At 32.7% G+C, this 22156-nt stretch carries 20 protein-coding genes; 4 read left to right on the top strand and 16 right to left on the bottom strand.

Annotated features, from left to right (window positions below; translation table 11 throughout):
• Position 1 precedes the first annotated feature (1 nt).
• The 3 genes from E1J38_RS12410 to E1J38_RS12420 all read right to left on the bottom strand — a co-directional run bounded on the left by E1J38_RS12410 (position 2) and on the right by E1J38_RS12420 (position 2731).
• Entirely contained in the window at positions 2 to 1315 is a 1314-nt protein-coding gene (locus E1J38_RS12410; RefSeq protein WP_133357193.1) for an ABC1 kinase family protein, read from the bottom strand.
• 3 nt (positions 1316 to 1318) lie between these two features.
• Positions 1319 to 1975 (bottom strand): TetR family transcriptional regulator C-terminal domain-containing protein, encoded by a 657-nt coding sequence (locus E1J38_RS12415; RefSeq protein WP_133357192.1) that lies wholly within the window; start codon positions 1973 to 1975, stop codon positions 1319 to 1321.
• 99 nt (positions 1976 to 2074) lie between these two features.
• The gene (locus E1J38_RS12420) at positions 2075 to 2731 is read right to left on the bottom strand and encodes an MIP/aquaporin family protein (protein ID WP_186525864.1); all 657 of its coding nucleotides are present in this window, start codon (positions 2729 to 2731) and stop codon (positions 2075 to 2077) included.
• Positions 2732 to 2932: 201 nt separating this feature from the next.
• On the opposite strand from E1J38_RS12420, the gene E1J38_RS12425 reads away from it, so the two are divergent.
• Positions 2933 to 3784 carry a DUF2911 domain-containing protein gene (locus E1J38_RS12425; protein WP_133357190.1) on the top strand — a complete coding sequence of 284 codons (852 nt, stop codon included), beginning with the start codon at positions 2933 to 2935 and terminating at the stop codon, positions 3782 to 3784.
• A 58-nt stretch (positions 3785 to 3842) separates the two neighbouring features.
• On the opposite strand, the gene E1J38_RS12430 is transcribed toward E1J38_RS12425, so the two are convergent.
• The 11 genes from E1J38_RS12430 to E1J38_RS12480 form a co-directional block, all read right to left on the bottom strand.
• A complete protein-coding gene (locus E1J38_RS12430; protein WP_133357189.1) occupies positions 3843 to 4835 on the bottom strand; it encodes a Gfo/Idh/MocA family protein in 993 nt (330 codons plus the stop codon).
• Positions 4807 to 6516, bottom strand: a complete 1710-nt coding sequence (locus E1J38_RS12435; protein WP_133357188.1) for a sodium:solute symporter family protein — start codon at positions 6514 to 6516, stop codon at positions 4807 to 4809. The genes E1J38_RS12430 and E1J38_RS12435 overlap by 29 nt, the downstream gene beginning before the upstream one ends.
• A 114-nt stretch (positions 6517 to 6630) precedes the next feature.
• Positions 6631 to 9153 (bottom strand): PIG-L family deacetylase, encoded by a 2523-nt coding sequence (locus tag E1J38_RS12440; RefSeq protein WP_133357187.1) that lies wholly within the window; start codon positions 9151 to 9153, stop codon positions 6631 to 6633.
• An 84-nt stretch (positions 9154 to 9237) separates the two neighbouring features.
• Positions 9238 to 9714, bottom strand: coding sequence for a hypothetical protein (locus E1J38_RS12445; RefSeq protein ID WP_133357186.1), 477 nt, complete (start codon positions 9712 to 9714; stop codon positions 9238 to 9240).
• 111 nt (positions 9715 to 9825) lie between these two features.
• Positions 9826 to 10893: a magnesium/cobalt transporter CorA gene (corA, locus tag E1J38_RS12450; RefSeq protein ID WP_133357185.1), complete on the bottom strand. Its 1068-nt coding sequence runs from the start codon at positions 10891 to 10893 to the stop codon at positions 9826 to 9828.
• Between the two features lie 26 nt (positions 10894 to 10919).
• Entirely contained in the window at positions 10920 to 11468 is a 549-nt protein-coding gene (locus E1J38_RS12455; RefSeq protein WP_133357184.1) for a mechanosensitive ion channel domain-containing protein, read from the bottom strand.
• A 55-nt stretch (positions 11469 to 11523) separates the two neighbouring features.
• Complete coding sequence (locus E1J38_RS12460; RefSeq protein ID WP_133357183.1) at positions 11524 to 12447, bottom strand: septum formation inhibitor Maf; 924 nt, start codon at positions 12445 to 12447, stop codon at positions 11524 to 11526.
• 30 nt (positions 12448 to 12477) lie between these two features.
• Complete coding sequence (locus E1J38_RS12465) at positions 12478 to 13071, bottom strand: Maf-like protein (RefSeq protein ID WP_133357182.1); 594 nt, start codon at positions 13069 to 13071, stop codon at positions 12478 to 12480.
• Positions 13072 to 13980 (bottom strand): geranylgeranylglycerol-phosphate geranylgeranyltransferase, encoded by a 909-nt coding sequence (locus E1J38_RS12470; RefSeq protein WP_133357181.1) that lies wholly within the window; start codon positions 13978 to 13980, stop codon positions 13072 to 13074.
• A gap of 74 nt (positions 13981 to 14054) precedes the next feature.
• Positions 14055 to 14585, bottom strand: coding sequence for a KdsC family phosphatase (locus tag E1J38_RS12475; RefSeq protein ID WP_133357180.1), 531 nt, complete (start codon positions 14583 to 14585; stop codon positions 14055 to 14057).
• Positions 14575 to 15333 carry a Rossmann-like and DUF2520 domain-containing protein gene (locus tag E1J38_RS12480; RefSeq protein ID WP_133357179.1) on the bottom strand — a complete coding sequence of 253 codons (759 nt, stop codon included), beginning with the start codon at positions 15331 to 15333 and terminating at the stop codon, positions 14575 to 14577. Before E1J38_RS12480 ends, E1J38_RS12475 begins: the two co-directional genes overlap by 11 nt.
• A 123-nt stretch (positions 15334 to 15456) precedes the next feature.
• Here E1J38_RS12480 and E1J38_RS12485 point away from each other — a divergent pair, with 123 nt between their 5' ends.
• The 3 genes from E1J38_RS12485 to mscL all read left to right on the top strand — a co-directional run bounded on the left by E1J38_RS12485 (position 15457) and on the right by mscL (position 19712).
• A complete protein-coding gene (locus tag E1J38_RS12485) occupies positions 15457 to 15783 on the top strand; it encodes a group III truncated hemoglobin (protein WP_369407163.1) in 327 nt (108 codons plus the stop codon).
• Between the two features lie 114 nt (positions 15784 to 15897).
• Positions 15898 to 19191 (top strand): cytochrome c biogenesis protein, encoded by a 3294-nt coding sequence (locus E1J38_RS12490; protein ID WP_133357178.1) that lies wholly within the window; start codon positions 15898 to 15900, stop codon positions 19189 to 19191.
• 71 nt (positions 19192 to 19262) lie between these two features.
• Positions 19263 to 19712 carry a large conductance mechanosensitive channel protein MscL gene (mscL, locus tag E1J38_RS12495; protein ID WP_133357177.1) on the top strand — a complete coding sequence of 150 codons (450 nt, stop codon included), beginning with the start codon at positions 19263 to 19265 and terminating at the stop codon, positions 19710 to 19712.
• A gap of 7 nt (positions 19713 to 19719) precedes the next feature.
• Here mscL and E1J38_RS12500 read toward each other — a convergent pair whose 3' ends face one another.
• A complete protein-coding gene (locus E1J38_RS12500; RefSeq protein WP_133357176.1) occupies positions 19720 to 20379 on the bottom strand; it encodes an HAD family hydrolase in 660 nt (219 codons plus the stop codon).
• A 136-nt stretch (positions 20380 to 20515) separates the two neighbouring features.
• Positions 20516 to 22147 carry a phosphoenolpyruvate carboxykinase (ATP) gene (pckA, locus tag E1J38_RS12505; RefSeq protein WP_133357175.1) on the bottom strand — a complete coding sequence of 544 codons (1632 nt, stop codon included), beginning with the start codon at positions 22145 to 22147 and terminating at the stop codon, positions 20516 to 20518.
• Positions 22148 to 22156 lie beyond the last annotated feature (9 nt).

Consider the following 22156-nt stretch of genomic DNA (forward strand, 5'->3'; position numbering starts at 1 on the left):
GTTATGATAATCTTAGATAATTATTTATTTTGATGTTTTCGGCCTTCAAATCGAACATTAAATTATAAAGTCCAAAGAAGGTACGATTGATGTATATGAAGTGTTTAGAACCACGATTACCATTCATTTTCTTTAAATCTGTACTTTTTGAGTAACGCTCTCCTAATTCTGTAATTTTTCCAAAAAATGTAGCATCCGAAAAATCAAAGATTTCATTATGAAATGGTTGTGTAAACAGACTTAGCATCTCATGGAACATTTCTGTGAAAAATTCCAATTCTTCGTTGCTATCATCATCTTTCAAGATTTCTAGCTCATATAATTTTGTAACAAATTTTTCCTGATTATTTATATTTTCTGGCAAAGCAAGCTCAAAATAGGGTGTATAGAATTCCTTTGGAATGGCTTTCATACACCCAAAATCTAAAGCTATTAATTCTCCTTTTTGAGAAATCAGGAAGTTTCCAGGATGTGGATCAGCATGTACCTTTTTTAAATTGTGTATTTGAAACATGTAAAAATCCCAAAGGGCTTGACCTAATTTGTTTGCTTTCTCTTGGTCGGTATTATGAGCCGTGAATTCAGAAAGATGTTCACCTTCCATGTAATCCATAGTAATGATACGTTCAGAAGAAAATTGTTCATAATACTTCGGAAACTTTAAGTTAGAAATATGCGCACAAGCTTTTGATATTTCCTTGCTTTGTTCTACCTCCAAAATATAATTAGTTTCCTCAACCAACTTATTTTCTACTTCCTTAAAATATTTATCTGAATCTTTTCCTTTAATATTAAACATGCTCATAGCCACGGGTTTAACCATGGCTAAATCTGAAGCGATACTTTCTGCAACTCCTGGGTATTGGATTTTCACAGCAAGTTTTTTCCCATCTTTAAATGCTATATGCACCTGACCGATGCTAGCGGCATTTACAGAAGTTGCATTGAAAGTATCAAATAAATCATTTGGATGTTTTCCAAAATATTTATTAAATGTTTTAATTACCAAAGGTGGTGATAGAGGTGGCACTGAAAATTGCGCTAAAGAGAATTTCTCTACATAAGCTCTGGGTAAAATGCTTTTTTCCATACTAAGCATTTGGGCCACTTTTAGAGCACTACCCTTGAGTTGTTTTAAACCGTCATAAATGTCTTCTGCATTATTTTTATTAAGGCGTTCTTTGGCTTCAGCTTCTGTTTTTACAATCTTATCACCATAATATTTTATATAATTCACGCCAACTTTGGCACCAGTAGTAACTAGCTTTGTAGCACGTTGAATTTTTGATGTAGGTATGTTATCAATGGTTTTCATAAGCTAGTTCATGCTAAATCTTTCTTTGAAAAGAAATTTTCCTAAATCTATCACACTCTTTACAGGTGCTATGTCTAACACGTCAAATGTGGTGTTTACAGATTTTTCAATGAAAATATCTGTCTTTTCAAATGAAGCCGAGGTATCATCTAACCAAAACTTTATAGTCATTAACAACTGTAACCAAGCTGATTCTTTAAGAGCTCTCTCTTGTAATTTCTCTATCTGCTCTTGTTTTATATCTAGCATTTGTATTTCTAATTGCCCCACGTATCTTGTAAAATGCCATTTTAATTCTGAAAGCACTTGTAGTCCCTTAAGATCATTTTTGTACTTATTAAGCACGTGTTTTACATAACTTCTATTTGCTGTAAGATTCTCAAAGAACGTATAGTAAAAGCTTAATAATTTATTGCGAGCATCAAAAATTGCATAATCTTCGTTCTTATTGAGCACTTTTACTGAGTTTGTAAAAAATGCTTCAAAAATGCCTTTTTCAATGGCTTGGAATGATGCAAAAGATTTGTAGAATTCAGCTTCCTCAAAATTATTAGTTTTGGCAAAAGCAAATACTGTTTTAGGGTTTTCACCATATTCCAATACATAATCCATGTACCAGGAAATGATATCGTTTTTTGAAATGGATTTTTTCTTTGCCATAATTTGGATATTTATGGTAAAGATACAAAATGTTTAATTAATTTTAAAAAAAGTTAAACAAAATAAAATATATGACTATAGAAGTTTTCTATTGTAAGTTTAGCAGCATTTGTCATCCTTTACTAATTTGCAACTAGATACCGCAGTAATGGCCCCTAAAATAGGCGCTGTTATATAGAGCCATAAGTATTGAAAATTCCCTGTGAATAAGGCAGGGGCAATAGATCTCACTGGGTTCATGGAAGCTTTGGTCATAGGGCCAGCAAACATGGCTTCCATAAGAATGACTCCACCAACAGCAATGGCAGCCATTGTACCAATTTCTTTACTTCCTGTAGATACATTAATAATCACAACCATTAAAAAGAACGTTAGAAGAAATTCTAAAATGGCAGCTTTATGAGCAGGAAAGCCTTCGGCAGGTGTTGTCTCACCTAAAAACTGACTTTCTGGAAATAGAAACCATAACAAAAAAACAGCTAAAATAGCTCCAAAAGTTTGAGCAATTATGTAAAGCGGTACTTTGTTCCAAGGAAATTTTTTCGCAAAGGCAAATCCTATGGTTACTGCAGGGTTAAAATGTGCTCCAGATATTTCACCAAATGCATAAATCATGGCCATTACAATCAACCCCCAAGTAGCAGCTATTCCAACGTGTGAAATAGCACCCCCTGATACTTCATTGATAGTCATGGCGCCACAACCACAGAATATCATGGCAAAGGTTCCTATGGTTTCTGAAATGTATTGTTTCATTTTTACTATTTGTTTTTGGGGTCTGATGATATGCCCTTATTCTCTAAATATGTTTTTTTCTTTAGCATTTCATATAAATCTTTTTTACTAAAGAATTGAAAAATAGCCCATGCAAATATAAAGGCTTATTTAAGGTTTTATTAACAGTAAGCAGTTATTTAATCGTTAATTTTAACAGATGTAAATTTAAAACAATCAAAAATGAAAAAGTTATTATTACTATTTATGGCATTTGCTACAACTAACATGGTAAGTGCACAAGTTGAAACCCCAGCACCAAGTCCGTCTGCCAAATTAGAACAAAAGGTAGGGTTAACAGATATAACTATTGAGTATTCTCGCCCAGGCGTAAAGGGTAGGACTATATTTGGCGAATTAGAGCCTTGGGGAACTATTTGGAGAACAGGAGCTAATAAAAATACCACTATTACTTTTAGCGATGATGTTACTTTTGCAGGAACTGACGTTAAAGCTGGAACTTATGCTATCTATACAAGGTTGAATTCTGCTACCGATTGGGATGTTATGCTTTATTCTGACACCAATAATTGGGGCACGCCTCAAAACTGGGATGACAGTAAAGTAGTTGCATCTGCTAAGGTTGAAGTAGAAGAAATTCCTTTTAATGTGGAAACCTTTGCTATTGACATTAATAATATAAAAAATGACAGTGCCATTTTAGAATTGATTTGGGAAAAATCGTATGCTGCTGTTCCTTTTTCTGTACCGACAGATACCAAAGTTTCTGAAAGTATTAAAGCGGTTATGGGAGGACCCAGCGCGCAGGATTATTTTGCCTCTGCTAGCTATTATTACGAGGAAGGGAAAGATATTGAAAAAGCTGTAAAATGGATTGACAAAGCAGTTGAAATGACCAGTAAAAAACCTCGCTTTTGGTTCATACATCAACAGGCTTTAATTCATGCTAAAGCAGGAAATAAAAAAGGTGCTATTGAAGCCGCTAAAGCCTCTTTAGAGCTTGCCAAGAAGCAAAATTATGCTCCTTATATCAAAAAAAATGAAGATGTACTGAAGGAATGGGGAGCTTTATAAAACATTAAAAATACTAGATTAAAGTATTAAGAAAAGCGTAACCATAGTTGCGCTTTTTTTAGTATTCTAAGTCAATCTCATTTCTAACTTTATCTAATAACTTTATAAGATTTCTACTAAACTCAAAAGTCATAATATCACTTTCGGTTTTCCCATCTCGTAATAATTGATTAAAGTGTATAACTTCGTAGTTATAGCCAATAGTGTTGTATCCAAAATCAATGGTTTCTTCCTTACCATCAGCTATAATCGTTACTGTTGATGGTTGATGAAACATGGTATTAATTTTAATTATACCATTTTTACAATGAAAAGTTGCCTGAGTAGGTGTGTCCTCAATTAATGAACTTTTTAGAGACGCCATTATGTTATTTTGATAATGAAATTTTATTTGGCAAGTGGAGTCGGCTCCGTTTCCGAAAAAAGTGGCATCTGCTTCAATTTTATCTGGGATTCCCAAAGTAGATAAGGCTACAAAAATAGGGTAGATGCCAATATCTAACAAGCTGCCCCCTCCAAGGTTTTTGTTAAAGAGTCTAGCGTTATTGTCAAAAGCTCTATAAAAACCAAAGTCAGCCTCAATGTTAAGCAACTTCCCATAAGTTTCGTTTTTTACCAAATCTAGAACGTGTTGATAATGCGGTAAAAAATAGGTCCAAAGTGCTTCCATTAACAACACATTCTTTTCTCTAGCCTTTAAAATCATTTCATTGACTTCTTCACTATTCATAGCAAAAGGCTTTTCACACAAAACAGCAATGCCATGTTCTAAAAAAAGTAAGGTGTTTTCTTTATGAAGTGCATGCGGTGTAGCAATATAAACGGCGTCAATATTTTCATCATGAGCTAAGGCCTCATAACTAGAATATGCTCTGGTTGCGTTGTATTGTGAAGCAAATACATTAGCTTTTTCCTGAGTTCTTGAAGCTACTGCGAGCAGGTTTGCTCCTTCAATAGTTAATAAATCCTTGGCAAATTTATGAGCAATGCTTCCAAGCCCTATAATACCCCAGTTAATGGTTTTATGCTGTGATTGTTTTTGTGTTTCCATTTAAAGTTTGGATTATAATGGCTATAATAATAACTATTGCACAACCTACAAAATTTAACCAAAGAAATGGTAAATTAATATATTCAAACTCGTTAAGAAAATACAATCCAAAAATAATTACTTGTGTTATGAGTGCACTCACAAATACGGCATTACTTTTTATAAACTTAAAGAAGAATGCCAGCAAAAAGATGCCTAATACATTACCATAAAAAATAGAGCCAATGATATTAACAAGTTGTATTAAATTTTCAAAAAGGTTGGCAATACAAGCTATTCCAATAGCTAAAATACCCCAAGCAAAAGTAAACCACCGTGATATTTTTACTTTTTCTTCTTCTGTTTTTTCTCCACTATTTCTAATGTATAAATCTATAGTAGAAGTAGAGCCTAACGCGTTGAGCTCACTAGCAGTACTAGACATAGCAGCACTTAATATAACCGCTAATAATAAACCTATTAATCCTCTGGGTAGATTATTTAAAATAAAGTTGATAAACACATAATCTTTATCATTACTTACAACTTTTTCGTCTAGTTCCTCGGCTGCTTTTTCAATCAGTAATTTGGCTTCTTCTCTTATGTCATCATTAGCCTCATTAGCCAGAGTAATATATTTTTTAGATGTTTCACTTTTAGTTTCTAGGTATGAATTGATTATTTTTTGTTTATCATTAAATACTTGTTTTTGCTCTATTTCAAGTGCTTTATAGGCCTCTGCATATTGAGATTTAAGAACTATTTCCTTTCCGTTTGGATTAAAATTGATGGGTGCTTCATTAAATTGATAAAACACAAAAACCATAACCCCTACCAACAAAATAAAGAACTGCATTGGTACTTTTAGCAATCCGTTAAATATTAAACCCAATTGCATTTCTTTTACTGATTTACCTGATAAATAACGTTGTACCTGACTTTGGTCAGTTCCGAAATAAGATAACATTAAAAACGTACCTCCAATAATACCACTCCAAAACGTATAGCGGTTATTAAGGCTGAAAGAAAAATCTAAAATTTCCATTTTTCCACTAGCACTAGCAATATTTAGGGCTTTACTAAAAGTAATATCTTCAGGGAGTTTACTTACAATTAAAAAGAAGGCAACCAACATACCGATAAATATCACCACCATTTGATGTTTTTGTGTTACGTTTACAGCACGTGTACCACCAGAAACGGTGTAGATTATTACCAAAAGCCCAATGGCAATATTGAGAGTTATCAAATCCCATCCTAAAACAACAGATAGAATAATGGCCGGTGCAAAAATGGTAATACCAGCAGCTAAACCCCGCTGAATTAGGAATAAAATTGCTGTTAGTGTTCTGGTTTTTAGATCAAATCTACTTTCTAAAAACTCATAGGCAGTATATACTTTTAACCGATGATATAAAGGAATAAATACCATACAAATAACTACCATGGCAATGGGTAACCCAAAATAAAATTGTACAAAACCCATGCCATCATTAAAGGCTTGACCAGGAGTAGAAAGAAAGGTAATAGCACTAGCTTGGGTAGCCATAACAGACAAGCCAATCGTCCACCATTTTGATTTATTTCCACCTCTCAAATAATCTTTTACATTTTTACTGCCTCTGGTTTGCCATGTGCCGTATGCAACAATAGCAAATAAAGTAGCACTTAGTATCGCCCAATCAATCCAGTTTAACTGCATATTAATAAGCTTTCATGATTAAGTAAAACAATATGAAATAAACGGCATTGGCTATTAATACAATAGAGTAAAGTTTAAGCCACTTTTGCTTAGGTTGGTTATTATGAGCCATCATTAGTCATTTAATTTAGCTTCCAATTTTAGGTCTTCTTTTCCTAAAGAAAGTATGTTTGCAAATAGGCGATATGCTCCTGAAACACCTTCAGGAAATTCTCTAAAGAAACTGATGCCTGTGTAAATATAATAACCTTTCCCGTGTTTAGCTATCAATAGGCTTCCATCTTTAGGACTTTCATTTTTATCGTTCATTGATAAAATAGGAGTGAATTCTTTTCCCCATTCATTTGGGAAGTATAAACCACGTTCCTGTGTCCAGCCTTCAAAATCTTTTTGGGTTATTTTATTGGGGTAATTCAAGACAGGGTGTTCTGGATTAAGAAACCTAACTTCAGCATGTTCATTGGTAACCCTATCTCTTGAAAGTTTCAAATGGTAGGGTGCTAGCTGTTTTGTTTTTAGCCTGTGGGAGGTATTGTATTGCACAATCATATTGCCTCCATCTGCTACAAAATCAAATAAGGTTTGTTGTTTAAAGTTTAACGTTTCAATGGTGTTGTATGCCCTAATTCCTAATACCACAGCATCAAATTTACGCAACAGTTCAGCATTAATGGCTTCTGGTTTAATAACTTGAACATTATAGCCAATTTGTTGTAAACTCTCTGGAACTACATCACCCGCCCCCTGTATGTATGCTATATTCTCACCTCGTTTTTGAATGTCTAGTCTAACCACTTTACTTTCACTTGGGAGTAACACGGTTTGAAAAGGAATATGATCATATTTAATTTCAATAAGTTCTTTAGTGTATTTATTCTCACCAATATGAATAATAGGACTTATAAAACCTTCACTTTGATATTTAGGAGGAATGATTGTAAACGTGAGTGATTGTTCTTCGTCTTTATATTTAATAGAAACTTTTTGATTTTTGGGATATACGTTCCAATTGTTAGGGTGGCAAATTTCTACATGACCTTCTAAATTGTCTTTTCCTGCTTTAACAATAACTGTAATATCATGAGGTTTATCGTTTTCAAAAATGACAACCTTTTGGGATATTTTAGCCGAAACTTCGGGAACTACTTCAAAAGGCCGATATAGTTCACCTTTATCAGGTTTTGAATAACGGTGTATAACGTTCTTTGTTAAAATTATTGGATAATCATTTATTCTTAAATTAAAATTGATATTTACGTTTTTTGGGGTTTCTGGCTTACCAATAAGATATTCGTTTTCCACTTTATACATGCCTAAATTTCCTTTTTCATTTAGCCAATAAGGCGAAGTATAACTTTCTTCTGTTGAAATATAATATTCTGTTTTAAAGGTTTCTTTTAGGTTATTTTTTAAGGTGATATTTTTATTGAGTGTATTTCCATCCCAAAGCATGATGCTTTCTAACACTACATTTTGATTACTACGATTAAGAGCTTCAATATTTAAAGAGACTCTCTGATTAAGGGTACTGGAATAAGTTTCGGCTGATGCTTCTAAATATAAACCGGCACACATTTCTATGATGCTTTTTAGTGCTTTGGTTTTTTGTGTTTTCCAATGGTTGTTTTCAATAGTTTGTAGCAATTTATATGCTTCAATAAGTTGCGGTACATGTGCTGATGGATTTTTAAAATTGAAGTTATTTTCAATAGCATATAAAATATCTCCGATAGGTTTACCTCCTTTAACGCGGTTCCAAGAGGTATCAATGCCAGCAAAAATATCATTTCCATTTAAGGGTTCTCCTTTAATGAGTTCAATGTATTCTTGCTGTGACCCGCGTTGTGATAACCTACCAAAACCTTGACATAAATGTTGGCTGCTTGCTAAAGCTGCCACTTCATTATTAGACATGCCTTTTAAAGGGTAGTAAGTGCCAATATCAAAATTTATCATATTGGTTTTATCAGCTTTTTCAAAGTTTTCTTGATTACCGTAGAACCACCAACTGGTATTGAAAAACAAACGTTTTGGTTTCCATATACTGGCAAATTTCAGTAACTCTGGGAGTGCCGTTTTATCTCCTGCTAAATCAAATGCTTCATAGCTTAACATTGCGGAACTGGTGTGATGACCATGGGTACTTCCGGGTGTTCTGTGGTCAAAACGGTTGATAATAACATCTGGTTTAAATTTTCTAATAGCTAAAACTACATCACTTAAAACTTGCTTTTTGTTCCAAATAGAAAAAGTTTCATCGGGGTGTTTTGAATACCCAAAATCATTAGCTCTTGTAAAGATTTGTTCACCGCCATCAATACGTCTTGCGGCAAGTAATTCTTGAGTTCTTATTACGCCTAAAAGCTCTCGCAGTTCTGAACCAATTAGGTTTTGTCCGCCATCACCACGGGTTAAAGATAAGTAGGCTGTTCTTGCTTTTATGTGATTAGATATATAAGAAATTAAGCGTGTGTTTTCATCATCTGGGTGTGCTGCTACATAAAGAACGGAACCTAAAAAATTTAATTTTTGAATGGATTCATAGATATCTGATGCTGATGGAGCTTTGGGTTTTTGAGCATTAAGATATGTTGGTGCTAAAAATAAAAACCCAACAATCAACAGGTGTTTTCGCATAATTAATTCCTTTGCTAAAACTCAAAGATAACAAAGAAACCAGCCTAGGGGCTGGTTTTAATCTTTATTTAACAGTTATTGAAACTAAATTTGTCTTGAGTTTTTCAGCGGTTTTTCTTTTTCGGGTTCTGCAGGTACAATTGGGGTTAATCTCTTGTTAAAGAATAGTTTTTGAATGGAATCCATTCGCTTCATCATATCTTCTATTTGTTTGTTGTGATTCATAAAACCGTTATGAAAAAAATTATCGGGGTAAAAACCACCTGTGCTAGAATCTTTTCCAAAAAAATCATCAAAAAAAGAATCGTTAAAGAGCGAATGGTTGTTAAAATGCTTTTGAAACTGTAGTGTAAGGCTATCGCTTATTTTACCATTAGATGAATAACTGTAGGAGTAAATAGAATCATAACGTTTAAGGTTTCCATATTCATCATATTCTTTGTTAACCGTAATATTTTCATCAGGTTTTAAATTAGGGGTTTTAACTTGTTTTTGCTTGTCTTGCCCAGAACAATTAAAAAATAATAGACAAAACAATGGTAGTATCTTCAATGCTTTCATCTTTATTAATTTTTTTGAATTAGACTTATCTTGTAATAAGTGTTTTTCAAAAAATGTACCAGCTAAAAAACAATTAGAAAAACGGTTATGAGGTTTGACAAAATGGCAGGATTATAACCATTTTTTCTTCCTAAAATAATAAACTAAGCCTAGAAATATTAATATCATTACACCCCAAACTCCAAAATACCCATATTTAAATTGCAATTCGGGTATGTAGTTGAAATTCATTCCATAAATACCAGCAATAAAGGTTAAGGGAATAAAAATAGAGGCCATAATAGTAAGTACTTTCATAACCTCGTTCATTTTATTACTAATATTTGTAAGATACATACCCATTAAACCACCAATTATTTCTCGTGATATTTCAATATTATCAGCAACTTGAGTTAGGTGGTCTGATATATCTTTAAAATAGGTAAGCGTTTTATTTTTAATTAGCGACGTTTCATTTTTTTCAATCCTGTTTATGACTTCGCGAAGCGGAAAAACAGCACGTCTTACACGTAACACTTCTCTTTTAAGATCTTGTATTTTGATACTTAAATCTTGTTGTGTACTAGCAGAAAACACCTGATTTTCTAAATCTTCAATTTTATCGCCCAATATTTCAATAACGCTAAAGTAATGGTCAACAATGGCATCAATTAAGGTGTATAAAAGATAGTCTGAAGACATGGTTCTTATTCTACCTTTAGCGTGCCTAATGCGGTCTCTTATTGGCTCAAATACATCACCTTCAGATTCCTGAAATGATATTACGTAGTTATTGCCAAGAACCAAACTTACTTGTTCTGATGTTAGATTTTGCCTATCGTCATAATACAGCATTTTTAAAACAATAAAGAGATAAGATTCATGATCATCAACCTTTGGGCGTTGCGCTATATTTACAATATCTTCTAAAACCAAAGGGTGTAGTTCGTAGTGATTACCTAAAGCCTCAATATCCTTTACATGATTTAGGCCATTTAAATTTATCCAGGTTACTGTATTTGAAAACTTATATTCAAAACAATCTGTGATGTGTTGTAGCTCTTTTTCTGAGTAGTTTTCTTGGGTAAAGTCAAATGCCTCAATATTGAGTTTGTCTTTTGTGCGTTCTCCCGTGTAGATAATACTTCCAGGAGCCTGCCCCAATTTCTTTTTTGATCGTTGTAATCTTTTTCTAGACATTCATATGGTGTTTCAAGTCAATGTTTTTAAACAATATCTGCACCATCATCATCTGAAACTATTTCTTCAATGGCATCTTTTTGAATTAATGTAACTGCTTTTTGAAGTATCAGATTATTTGGATAAGTTACCAAGTCGCCATTTTCTAACCTCAAATGCAATTGAAATGACCTAATATCTTCAATAATTGCTTTAACAGGAAAATCTTTATCATGTATTTCTATTTTGTCACCTACTTTATATGGAAAGCTAAAAAACATAATAACACCTGATGTTATATTACTTAAAATAGACCATATAGCAAAAAGGGCAATACCTAGAATAGCAAAAACTGAAGAAAAAATTACTGCAATATCTTTGAATTCTACTCCAAAAATATAAGCTTCAATCAGAATTACAATCAACATTAAAACTACGGAAGTGTATCTTTGTATAAGCCTGATCCGCGCTATGTTAATGCCATTTTTCTTGCCAATTTTTGCAATTGTAAAATTAATTATAAACCTTAAAACAAGAAGTGAAATTATTACAATTCCAGATTGTATTAGTTCCCATTTAAAGTCATTTAAAGCCATAAAAAAATGTATTCAAGTTGTCCTACAAAGATACTAAAGCTAGCACAATAATTATTTAATTTAAATTGAGAGAATCTCTTATGAATTCGTGTTTATTACTGTTTTTATTCCAATATGATGATTTTATACGCTTTGATAAAATAGCTTTTGTGGTAAGTGTTTTGCTATTGGAACCAAAGCCACTTTTATAAGTTTCTTCCCAGCCTAAAATTTGATAAGGAAATTCTGGATTGAAAGTAATAGATAATGTTCTATCAAGTTCTGGATAATTAACCTCATAGTCATTACCTTTTAATCTAGCAATAGCTTTGTATGGTTTAATTTCTTTATGACTCAATCTGCAAAATTCAAAAGATGGAATAATTTCCAAGGAACCTTCAGGTAAAGATTTTGGGTTAATACGCAATTGCGTAAACAATTCATTTTCTAAAATAGATTTATTTAAATTGAATTGTTGGTCTGCCTCTCCTTCAAAATACGAATGAGACATGATTTCGAATTTATCACGATTGTTTAATTGCGTATAAACATGTCCGCACCATTCTTGAATTGAACTAGATACTTTTAACGCATGTTGATTGTTAGATACCGGATAAAATACACTTTGCATTATAGAATAGGGATAGATACCTGTGTTGAAATTTTTGGTGGTATTTAGCTTTAAAACAGCAATGTTTTTAGCACTTTGATTATTTGCTTTAACCTGAAGTTTAGGTAGAAAATCTTCAGTAACATAAATTAAAACGGCTTTTCCTGTTCTAGTTTCTCCGTAACGTGCTTGCTCTAATTCATACGAAGAAATTTCGGCTTCTCCTGCATACCAATAGTCTTTAAACTCTTGAGAAAGCTTTTTTGATTCAAATGGTTCTGCAATTTCAAAATGAGTTTCCCAATTATGGGCTAAATCTTTTTGATGCCTTTGGTCTTTACAGGAAGAGAATAATAGTATGAGAACTAAAGTTTTAAGTAAGGTATTCATAACAACTTATTTTGATTTAAAATTAATAAGTTATCCTCGGTCTACAATGTCATTTAACGTTTTATAAACAAGATGTACAGGTAAACCAACCACATTAAAAAAAGAGCCTTCAATTTTTGTAACGCCAATTTCTCCAATCCATTCTTGTATACCATAAGCACCTGCTTTATCAAATGGTTTATAGGCTTTTATGTAGTACCAAATTTCTTCATCTGTCAGCGCTTTAAAAGTAACTTTAGTAATATTGTGTAAAGTCTTTTCGTAGTTTTTTAAGGTAAAGCAAACCGATGTTATAACTTCGTGTGTAGTGTTGCTTAAAGATTTTAACATATAATAAGCCTCGTCATTATTTTTAGGCTTGCCTAAAGCTTTACTTTTGTGCCACACAATGGTATCACTGGTAATTAGAATATCATTGTCTTTCAATTCATCTTTAAATGGTATTGCTTTAAGTTGCGCCAAGTAATTACTTATCTCAAAATGGGTTAGCCTAGGGGGATATTGTTCTTTTACAGGTTTTAATCTAATTTCAAATGTTACCCCCAAACTTTTAAAAAATGCTTGCCTTCTAGGAGAACCCGAAGCTAAAATTAGGTTATAGTCTTTAAGTTTTTTGTTAAGCATTTAAAAAGAAAACTTATATAAAAGTAAGGAAAGCATTCCTAAAAACATTACTAATTTTAGTAGGTTACTAATGTGATGGAATTGTTTTTTAGTTTTGGCACCAAACGCTTTAATGGATATATAAATAAGAGGAGCAAGTACACAAATTAAAAAATAAATAACCGCTGCTTCATTTTGATAAATTTTATAAACTACAAAATATCCTATTGCTAAAATGGGAATAAGTGTTAACGTAAATAAAATATTTGAGGCACGTTCTCTTCCAATAATAATGGGCAAGGTATTCATACCTGCTTTATAATCGCCATCAACATCTTCAATATCTTTAGTTATTTCTCTAATTAAATTAATTAGAAAAGCGAAAGTGGCATAGTTCAAAATAATTTTGAAATACACCAATTGTAGTTGTTGGTTTTCTGGGGTTATGTTTGGTGTTAAATCAAAAATTCCTACTATTAAAACACTTAGTCCTACCAATAGAGAGATAACAATGTTGCCTAATAAGAAGGTTTGTTTTAAATAACTAGCATACACATAAAGCAATGCCGAAATAATAACAAATAAGGCAAAAAAAGCGCTTTTGCCTACTAAATGAGATAAGTAATAGCCCAAACCAACACCTATAAAATTAAAGATAATAAATAGGGTAAAGGCTGTTTTTTCTGAAATGAATTTACTCACAATAACTTTGCTAGGTCTGTTTACCAAATCGGTTTCAATATCATTAATATCATTAATGATGTTTCCAGCAGCAGCAATACAAGCGGTAGCTAAAATTAAAATGATGATACCTAAAGTATTTAAACTGGTTAAAGCGCCAAATGGTTCTAATAGTGCGTATTTTATAAGTAATTGCACAATGGCAATCATGATTAGGTTTTTCCAGCGGATGAGGTTTAGGAAGTTCAAAGTTTATAATCCAAAATTAAAGTTAACGCGAGTTCATAAATGACTTTATTAAAAATAGTGACAGCCTCTTAAACTCAATCATATTTCGCATTAAAATTGCTGTTCCATTTGTCATGTACTTTAAGTACTTGTTCAATCACATCACGTGCCGCTCCTTTTCCCCCATTTTTATGAGAAATATATTTTGAAATCGTCTTAATTTCTGGAACAGCATCTTGTGGGCAACAAGGTAAACCAACTAGTTTCATTACTGGGAAATCAGGAATGTCATCACCCATGTACAATACATTTTCTAAAGCCACATTTTTACTGTTTAAGTATTCGTTTAGCTGATCTATTTTGTTATGAGCACCCAGAAAAATATCTTTTATGCCTAAACCTGCTAAACGTTTTCTAACACCTTCATTTGAACCACCAGAAATAATACAAACATTAAAACCTGCATCAATAGCTGTTTTTAAGGCGTATCCATCTTTAATATTCATAGTTCTTAACATATCTCCATTAGTCATGATAGTAACAGAACCGTCGGTTAAAACACCGTCAACATCAAAAATAAAAGTGTTAATGTTTTCTAGATATTCTTTATAGCTTTTATCTTCCATGGGTTTTCTTTATAGATTCAGTTAGTAAGTTATAAATGTCTTTATGATGTTCTTTTTTCAAAAGCTTTAAATGCTTTTTGATAGTTTTTTTATCATTTCGTTTTGCAGGTCCTGTTTGTGCCATATAGGGGGATAATTCCTGAACCTTTTTTGCAGTTTCTAAAATTAGGGGTTTTAACAAATCAAATTCAGCACCTTCACTTTCGGTTATCTCATGACCAATACGGTATAATTGGTTAGTGAAATTATTTACATAAACAGCTGCTAAATGAAGTACTTGACGCTGATTACTATTTACCTTTTTTACCGTATTGCTGATTGAAGTTGCTAACGCTTTTAAAGTGTGATACTCTTTTTTATCTATGGTTTCAACGCAAATAGGTATATCTAAAAAATTTAAATCAGCATTTTTACTAAAAGTTTGTAAAGGATAAAACACGCCACGTTTGTGTTTTTTGTCTAAATCATGCACATTTACGCTACCTGATGTATGAACTACTAATTTATTTTTAAAAGGTATTTTAGACGATAAGTTTGAAACGGCATCATCACTTACAGCCAAAATGTAAATATCAGCATCCTTAAGTTTTGATAAATCATCAGTAATCTCAACTTCGTTTTTGTAACTATTTATAGATTTAATATTGCGGTTATACCATTGCTGTACAGAAACGTTTTCGGCTTTTCTAAAAGCTTTATATAAATGATTGGCTACATTTCCTGAACCAAGAATAATCACTGAAATCATGTTGCTAAAATAAGTAATAATGTGGTAAATAAAAGGGTATTGATGTATCTTTGTTTTATGTCAAAATCAGATATAAAAACTAGAGATGACGTTTATTTGTTGGTGTCATCATTCTACAAATAAGTGAGAAAAGACGATGTTTTAGGACCATTTTTTAATGATGTCATAAAAGATTGGGATACCCATTTAGAAAAGCTAACTAGCTTTTGGGAGTCTAGTTTATTCTTGAGAACTAGATATTACGGAGATCCATTGGAAGCTCATATAAAAGTAGATAAGGAAAACAAAAACGCTATTACCGAAATGCACTTTGGCCTATGGCTAAATCTTTGGTTTCAAACTATAGATGAGCTTTTTCAAGGTGATTATGCCGAAAATGCTAAACGACGTGCTAGAAAAATGGGTACGTTTATTTATTTGAAAGTATTTGAAGCTAGACAGAATAAGTAGGTAGTTTGTATTTATCAACATTCGGTTCTCTAGTTTTTGTCTTTAAACAAACTTTAACATTCTAAAATAAACTTAAATATGTAAATTTGCATGACCTTAAAATAGGTAAATACTATGCAAAAATTACTCGCCAATACCCTTTTCTCAACACGTCTTACTGGTTTTTTATTTTTAGTTTTTGCTGCAGCTATGGTAACAGGAACTTTTTTAGATGCAGGACAAGAAACATCACCAACACCTTACACAAGAAATTTAATTTATAATGCATGGTGGTTTGAAGTTATCATGGTGTTATTTGTAGTTAATTTTTGTGGAAACATTGTTAGATATAGATTGTACAAAAAAGAGAAATGGGCAACATTGATTTTGCACGTGGCATTCATCTTTATTTTTTTAGGTGCTTTTATTACAAGATATATCAGTTTTGAAGGGATGATGTCAATACCCGAAGGTGGCACTGAAAATGTATTTCTTTCTCAAAAAACTTATGTTACTGCTTACATTGACGGTGATTACAAAATTGATGGTGTAGCTCAAAGGCTACCTTTAGAGTATGAGGTAGATTTTTCAAAAAGATTGGACAACGATTTTAAGATTCAAACCAAGTATAACAAGCAACCTGTTACTATTGAATTAGAAAAATTTGTGGTTGGTGCCGAAGAAACCATTGTTCCAGATGACAATGGTGAGGCGTATTTAAAACTTGTTGGAACTAGCGGAGGCGGTAGACATAATCATTTTTTAAAAGTTGGGCAGCAAGCTAGTATTCACAATGTAATTTTTACATTAAACAATCCAGCAAAAGGAGCAGTAAACATATTATATCAAGGGGATTCGTTGTTAATAGACTCTCCATTTGAAGGTGATTACATGGTAATGGCTACCCAAGAAAGGGGAACTTTAGTTAAAGATAGCTTACAATCTTTAAAATTACGATCACTTTACAGAATAGGTAATATGCAAATGGTAATTCCTGAGCCTGTTACTAAAGGTGTTTTTGATATTGTTCAAAAAGAACAAGTTAATAAAAATGATGAAGATGGTATTGTTTTAAAAGTTTCCACTGGTAGTGAAACAAAACGTGTTGCCATACTGGGGGGGCAGGGCATGAATAGACCACATAAAAAAATTCAAGTAGGAGGCTTAGATTTTGCGTTCCAATACGGAGCCAAGGTTTTACAGTTGCCTTTTAGCATTAAATTGAATGATTTTCAGGCAGATAAATTTCCAGGTTCAGATATAAATTCTGCTTATTCTAGTGAGGTTACCGTCATAGATGAAAAAGAAGGTAGTTTTGATTATAAAATCTATATGAATAATATCCTAAATCATCGGGGGTATCGTTTTTTTCAATCTAGTTTTTTTCCTGATGAGTCTGGAACCATCTTATCAGTAAATCATGATTATTGGGGTACACTGTTTACCTACATTGGTTACTTTATGCTATACTTTGGTTTAATGGCCATTCTATTTGTTAAAGGAACGCGGTTTTCATATTTAAGAAAGCAACTTAATAAAGTAAAAGAAAAGAAATCAAAATTAATTACTGTTGTGTTCTTATGTTTAGGTTTAAGCGGTTTTTCGCAACAACATTCTTCACATGATGGTCACAATCATGAGCATACTGCAGCAGTCTTAACCAAACCAACAAAATCTCAAATAGACTCCATTTTAGCAGCTAATATTACACCAAAAGAATACGCTGAAAAATTTGCACATTTGGTTATTCAGGATTTAGACGGACGAATGAAACCCGTGAGTACTTACGCCTCTGAAATGCTTAGGAAATTGAGTAAACATGATACTTACGAAGATTTTGATGCGCATCAAGTATTTTTGTCAATGCAGGAAAGTCCAAGACTATGGTATAATGTTCCTGTGATTTATTTAGCCAAGAAAAAAGCAGATACCATAAGGCACATTATTGGTACCAGTGTGGAAGATAAGTATGTGACTTTAGCCGATTTCTTTACAGACAAAGGAGAGCTTAAAATACAACCGTATTTAGAGGACGCTTTTAATACAACACAACCTAACGGTTATCAAAAGGAAATACAAGAAGCGTATAAGCGTGTTCGCCTTTTGCATGATGCTATTGAAGGTGTTTCTTTGCGTTTGTTTCCTATTCCAGATGACCCAAATAACACCTGGATGTCTTCATACGATTACAGATTCCAAGCTCATAAAATTAAAGATTCACTTTATGGTAACTTTATTAAGAATGGATTTCAAGCCTATCTTATTACTCTAAATAAAGCAAAACAATCAGGAGATTATTCTGAAGCTGAAAAATTGTTAGAAGCCTTCAAAAAGACACAACATAAATATGGCGGTGAAGTTATGCTTTCTGATGATAAAGTTCATACTGAAGTATTGTATAACAAGTACGATGTTTTTGAAAGACTTTTTAGTTGGTACATGTATGCAGGAAGTTTGATGTTTATTTTATTAATTATTCAGATTTTTAGAGATCAAAGTAAAGTACTCAGTAATCTTGTATCCGTTTTTAAATGGATAATTGTTGGATTGTTTTTTCTGCATTTAGGAGGTTTAATTTTACGTTGGTACGTGTCTGGTCATGCACCTTGGAGTAACGCTTATGAATCTATGATATATGTAGCGTGGTCTACCATGTTATTTGGATTAATTACAGGTTTAAGTAAAAGGCAGAAAAAGGTAAGTTTAGATGATGCCGTCCCTGTGGCTACCAGTCTTATATCACCTGTATTTGGAATATTTAATAGAAGAGGTTCTGATTTAACGGTAGCCTCTGCAGCTTTTGTTACATCAATGTTGTTAATGGTAGCTCATTTTCAATGGATGGATCCTGCAATAGGAAACTTGCAACCAGTTTTAAATAGCTACTGGCTTATGATACACGTAGCGGTAATTGTGGCCAGTTATGGTCCGTTTACTTTAGGGATGATTTTAGGTGTTGTTTCACTTTTTTTGATGGCACTTACAACTTCTAAAAACCGTAAAAAAATGAATCTAAATGTTAAAGAGCTTACCATTATAAATGAAATGGCTTTAACGGTTGGCTTAGTCATGTTAACCATAGGAAACTTTTTAGGTGGTATGTGGGCCAATGAAAGTTGGGGACGTTATTGGGGATGGGATCCTAAAGAAACTTGGGCACTCATTAGTATTATAATTTATGCTTTTGTAATTCATATGCGGCTGATACCTGGACTCAGGGGGCGTTGGTTTTTTAACCTCTGTTCAGTTATTGCAATTTCATTTATAATCTTCACCTATTTTGGTGTGAATTTTTATTTAGCAGGCCTTCATTCCTATCAATCAGGTCAGCAGCTAGACAGCTTTAAGATTATTGCTATTGCCTGTTGTTTTTTGATTTTATTAGGTTTCTTTAGTTATAGGGGGTATGTTAAGTACTACAAGAAGTAAGATGAATTAATATCTATTTTTTAATCTTCAAGTTTAAACGCATAGTTTTGTAGCTAACAAAAACTATAGGTATGCATTTAATAAAAGAATTTAAAGAATTTGCTGTAAAGGGTAATATGATGGATATGGCCATTGGTATTATAATAGGTGCAGCTTTTAACAAAGTAATAGATGTTTTAGTTAAGAAGGTTATGCTCCCGCCATTATCATTACTCACCAATGGAGTGAACTTTGAACATAAAAAGCTAATTCTAAGAGAATCTGTTTTAAACAGCAAAGGTACTTTGGTTACAGAAGAAGTTGCTATTGGTTATGGTGCCTTGAGTGAAGCTTTTTTAGATTTCATTATTATTGGATTTACCGTTTTTATAGTTGTTAAATCTTTAAATAGGTTAAAACAAAAAGCCCAAGATGCAAAAGACACAACGGTTGTAACCCCAAAAGATATAGAATTACTAGATCGCCTAACTACATTAATGGAAGAACAAAACCAGCTTTTAAAGGCTAACAAAAAACTTTAAATTATAATTAATTTAAAATACTTGATAGACTACTATAATATATCTCTTTAAAGTCAGTAATGGTTTTATTTGCCTTTGAGTAATCCTGATTTTTAGAGTGGAAACTATCAAAGCCTACACAGTAAATTCCAGCAGCTTTAGCAGCCAAAATACCATTGGTAGAGTCTTCAATAACCATACATTCTTCAGGTTTATAACCTGATGCTTCAGCAGCTTTAATAAATATTTCGGGATGAGGTTTAGATTCTTTTAAATCGGCACCACTTAGTTTTGCTTTAAAATATTGATTTAATTCAAAGCGGTCAAATATTTGATTGATACTGGTCATGGCGGCAGAAGAACCTAAAACCAATGTCAGTCCATTACTATGATAGTCTTTTATGAGTTCTAAAACACCATCAATTAAAGTCAAATCAGAATTATTTTCAAAAAACTGCTTGTAGTGCTTTCGTTTTAGAGCTACTAAGCTTTCTGGAGTTTGCTTTAAATTGAAATGTTCACATAAACGTCTACAAATATTGATGGTTGATTGTCCAGTAAAAGATTCATAAAGTTCACTGGTAACCGCTATTCCTATTTCGTCAAACATATCGTGGTATGCCCTATAATGCATGGGTTCACTGTCAATAATAACACCATCCATGTCAAAAATAACTGCTTTAAGCATTTCAATTTTTTTTACGAAGATATATGAATCTAAAAATCTTGCCTAAAAATACATTCAAATCTTTTATTTAACAGTATTAATAATAATTTTAGAAGGAGTTCTAAAAAGAACTCCCTCTTGTTTAAATAAGAACCTATTAAAAGTGTTCATGTAAATGATGGTGTTCATCAATTAATGGGCCACCTTCAATAATTTGTTGAGAAGCATGATCTGCAAACTTTTCGAAATTTAAATGGAATGAGTGAGCTAACTGAATAGCTTTCCCCACATAGGCACCTTTTTGTAACCAAGTATTCATGGGGTCTAATAATTCAGAAGGAACACTAGGACAATATTTAGGCATGAATAAGCCAAAAATAAAGTTTTGTTCATAATCTACATTATCCAAATCTCCGTTAAGTATTGCAGTTATCATAGCTCTAGTATATTTTAGTTTAATACGAGAACCAACACCATACGGGCCTGCACTCCAACCAGTGTTTATCAACCATACATTTACACCGGCTTCTTCCATCTTTTTACTTAACATTTCAGCATATACCGTTGGGTGTAATGGCATAAACGGTGCTCCAAAACAAGCTGAGAATGAGGGAACAGGCTCTGTAATTCCAGCTTCTGTTCCAGCCACTTTTGCTGTGTATCCAGAAATAAAGTGATAAGCGGCCTGACCAGGAGTTAACTTAGAAACTGGAGGTAAAACACCAAACGCATCACAGGTTAAAAAGAAAATATTTTTTGGGTTACTGGCATACAAGGTTTCTTGAATATTATCAATATGATGTATGGGGTAACTTACACGCGTATTTTGTGTAATGCTACTGTCAGAATAGTCTACTTCACCATTATTTTTAAACACAACATTTTCTAAAATAGCACCTGGTTTGATTGCTCTGTAAATATCTGGTTCTTTTTCTTCAGTTAAATCAATAACTTTAGCATAACAACCGCCTTCAAAGTTAAAAATGGTATTATCGGAAGTCCAACCATGTTCATCATCACCAATTAATTTTCTTTCAGGATCTGCAGAAAGTGTAGTTTTACCCGTTCCAGATAATCCGAAGAAAATAGCAGTATCTCCATGCTTACCAACGTTTGCAGAACAGTGCATTGGTAAGACGTTTTTTTCTGTTGGCAAAATTAAATTAAGGGCAGAGAAAATGCCTTTTTTCATTTCACCTGTATAAGCAGAACCGCCAATCAAGGCTATTTTTTTAGTGAAGTTTAAAATTGAAAAGTTTCCTTGACGAAGTCCATGACTTGCAGGGTCTGGACACTCATACCCAGGAGCACAAATAATGAGCCATTCTTCTTCAAAATTTTCTAACTCTTTTTGGCTAGGTCTTAAAAACATATTATAAATAAACATATTAGACCAAGGATACTCTGTAACAGTTCTTACGTTCATTCTATACTCAGGATCTGCACACACATATCCATCTCTAACAAATATTTCTTTACCTGACAGGTATTTTAGAACCGCTCTTTCTAATTTATCAAAGTGTTCTGGTGAAATTGGTTTGTTGACTTTTCCCCACCAAACCTTATCTTTAGTATAATTATCTTTTACAAGGAATCGGTCTTGAGGGGAACGTCCTGTAAATTTACCGGTACTAATTGCTAATGTACCGTTAGAGGTCTCTTTACCCATTCCTTTTTCAAGAGTGATTCTTTGGAGCTCTTCCGGAGATAAGTTCCAATGGGCAGTCACATCTTTTAACCCATACTTAGATAAGATGGGTTTTTCTGGGATTGTCATTGATTCTTTCATTTTGTTCAA

Source organism: Seonamhaeicola sediminis, assembly GCF_004358095.2.
Lineage (GTDB): Bacteria > Bacteroidota > Bacteroidia > Flavobacteriales > Flavobacteriaceae > Seonamhaeicola > Seonamhaeicola sediminis.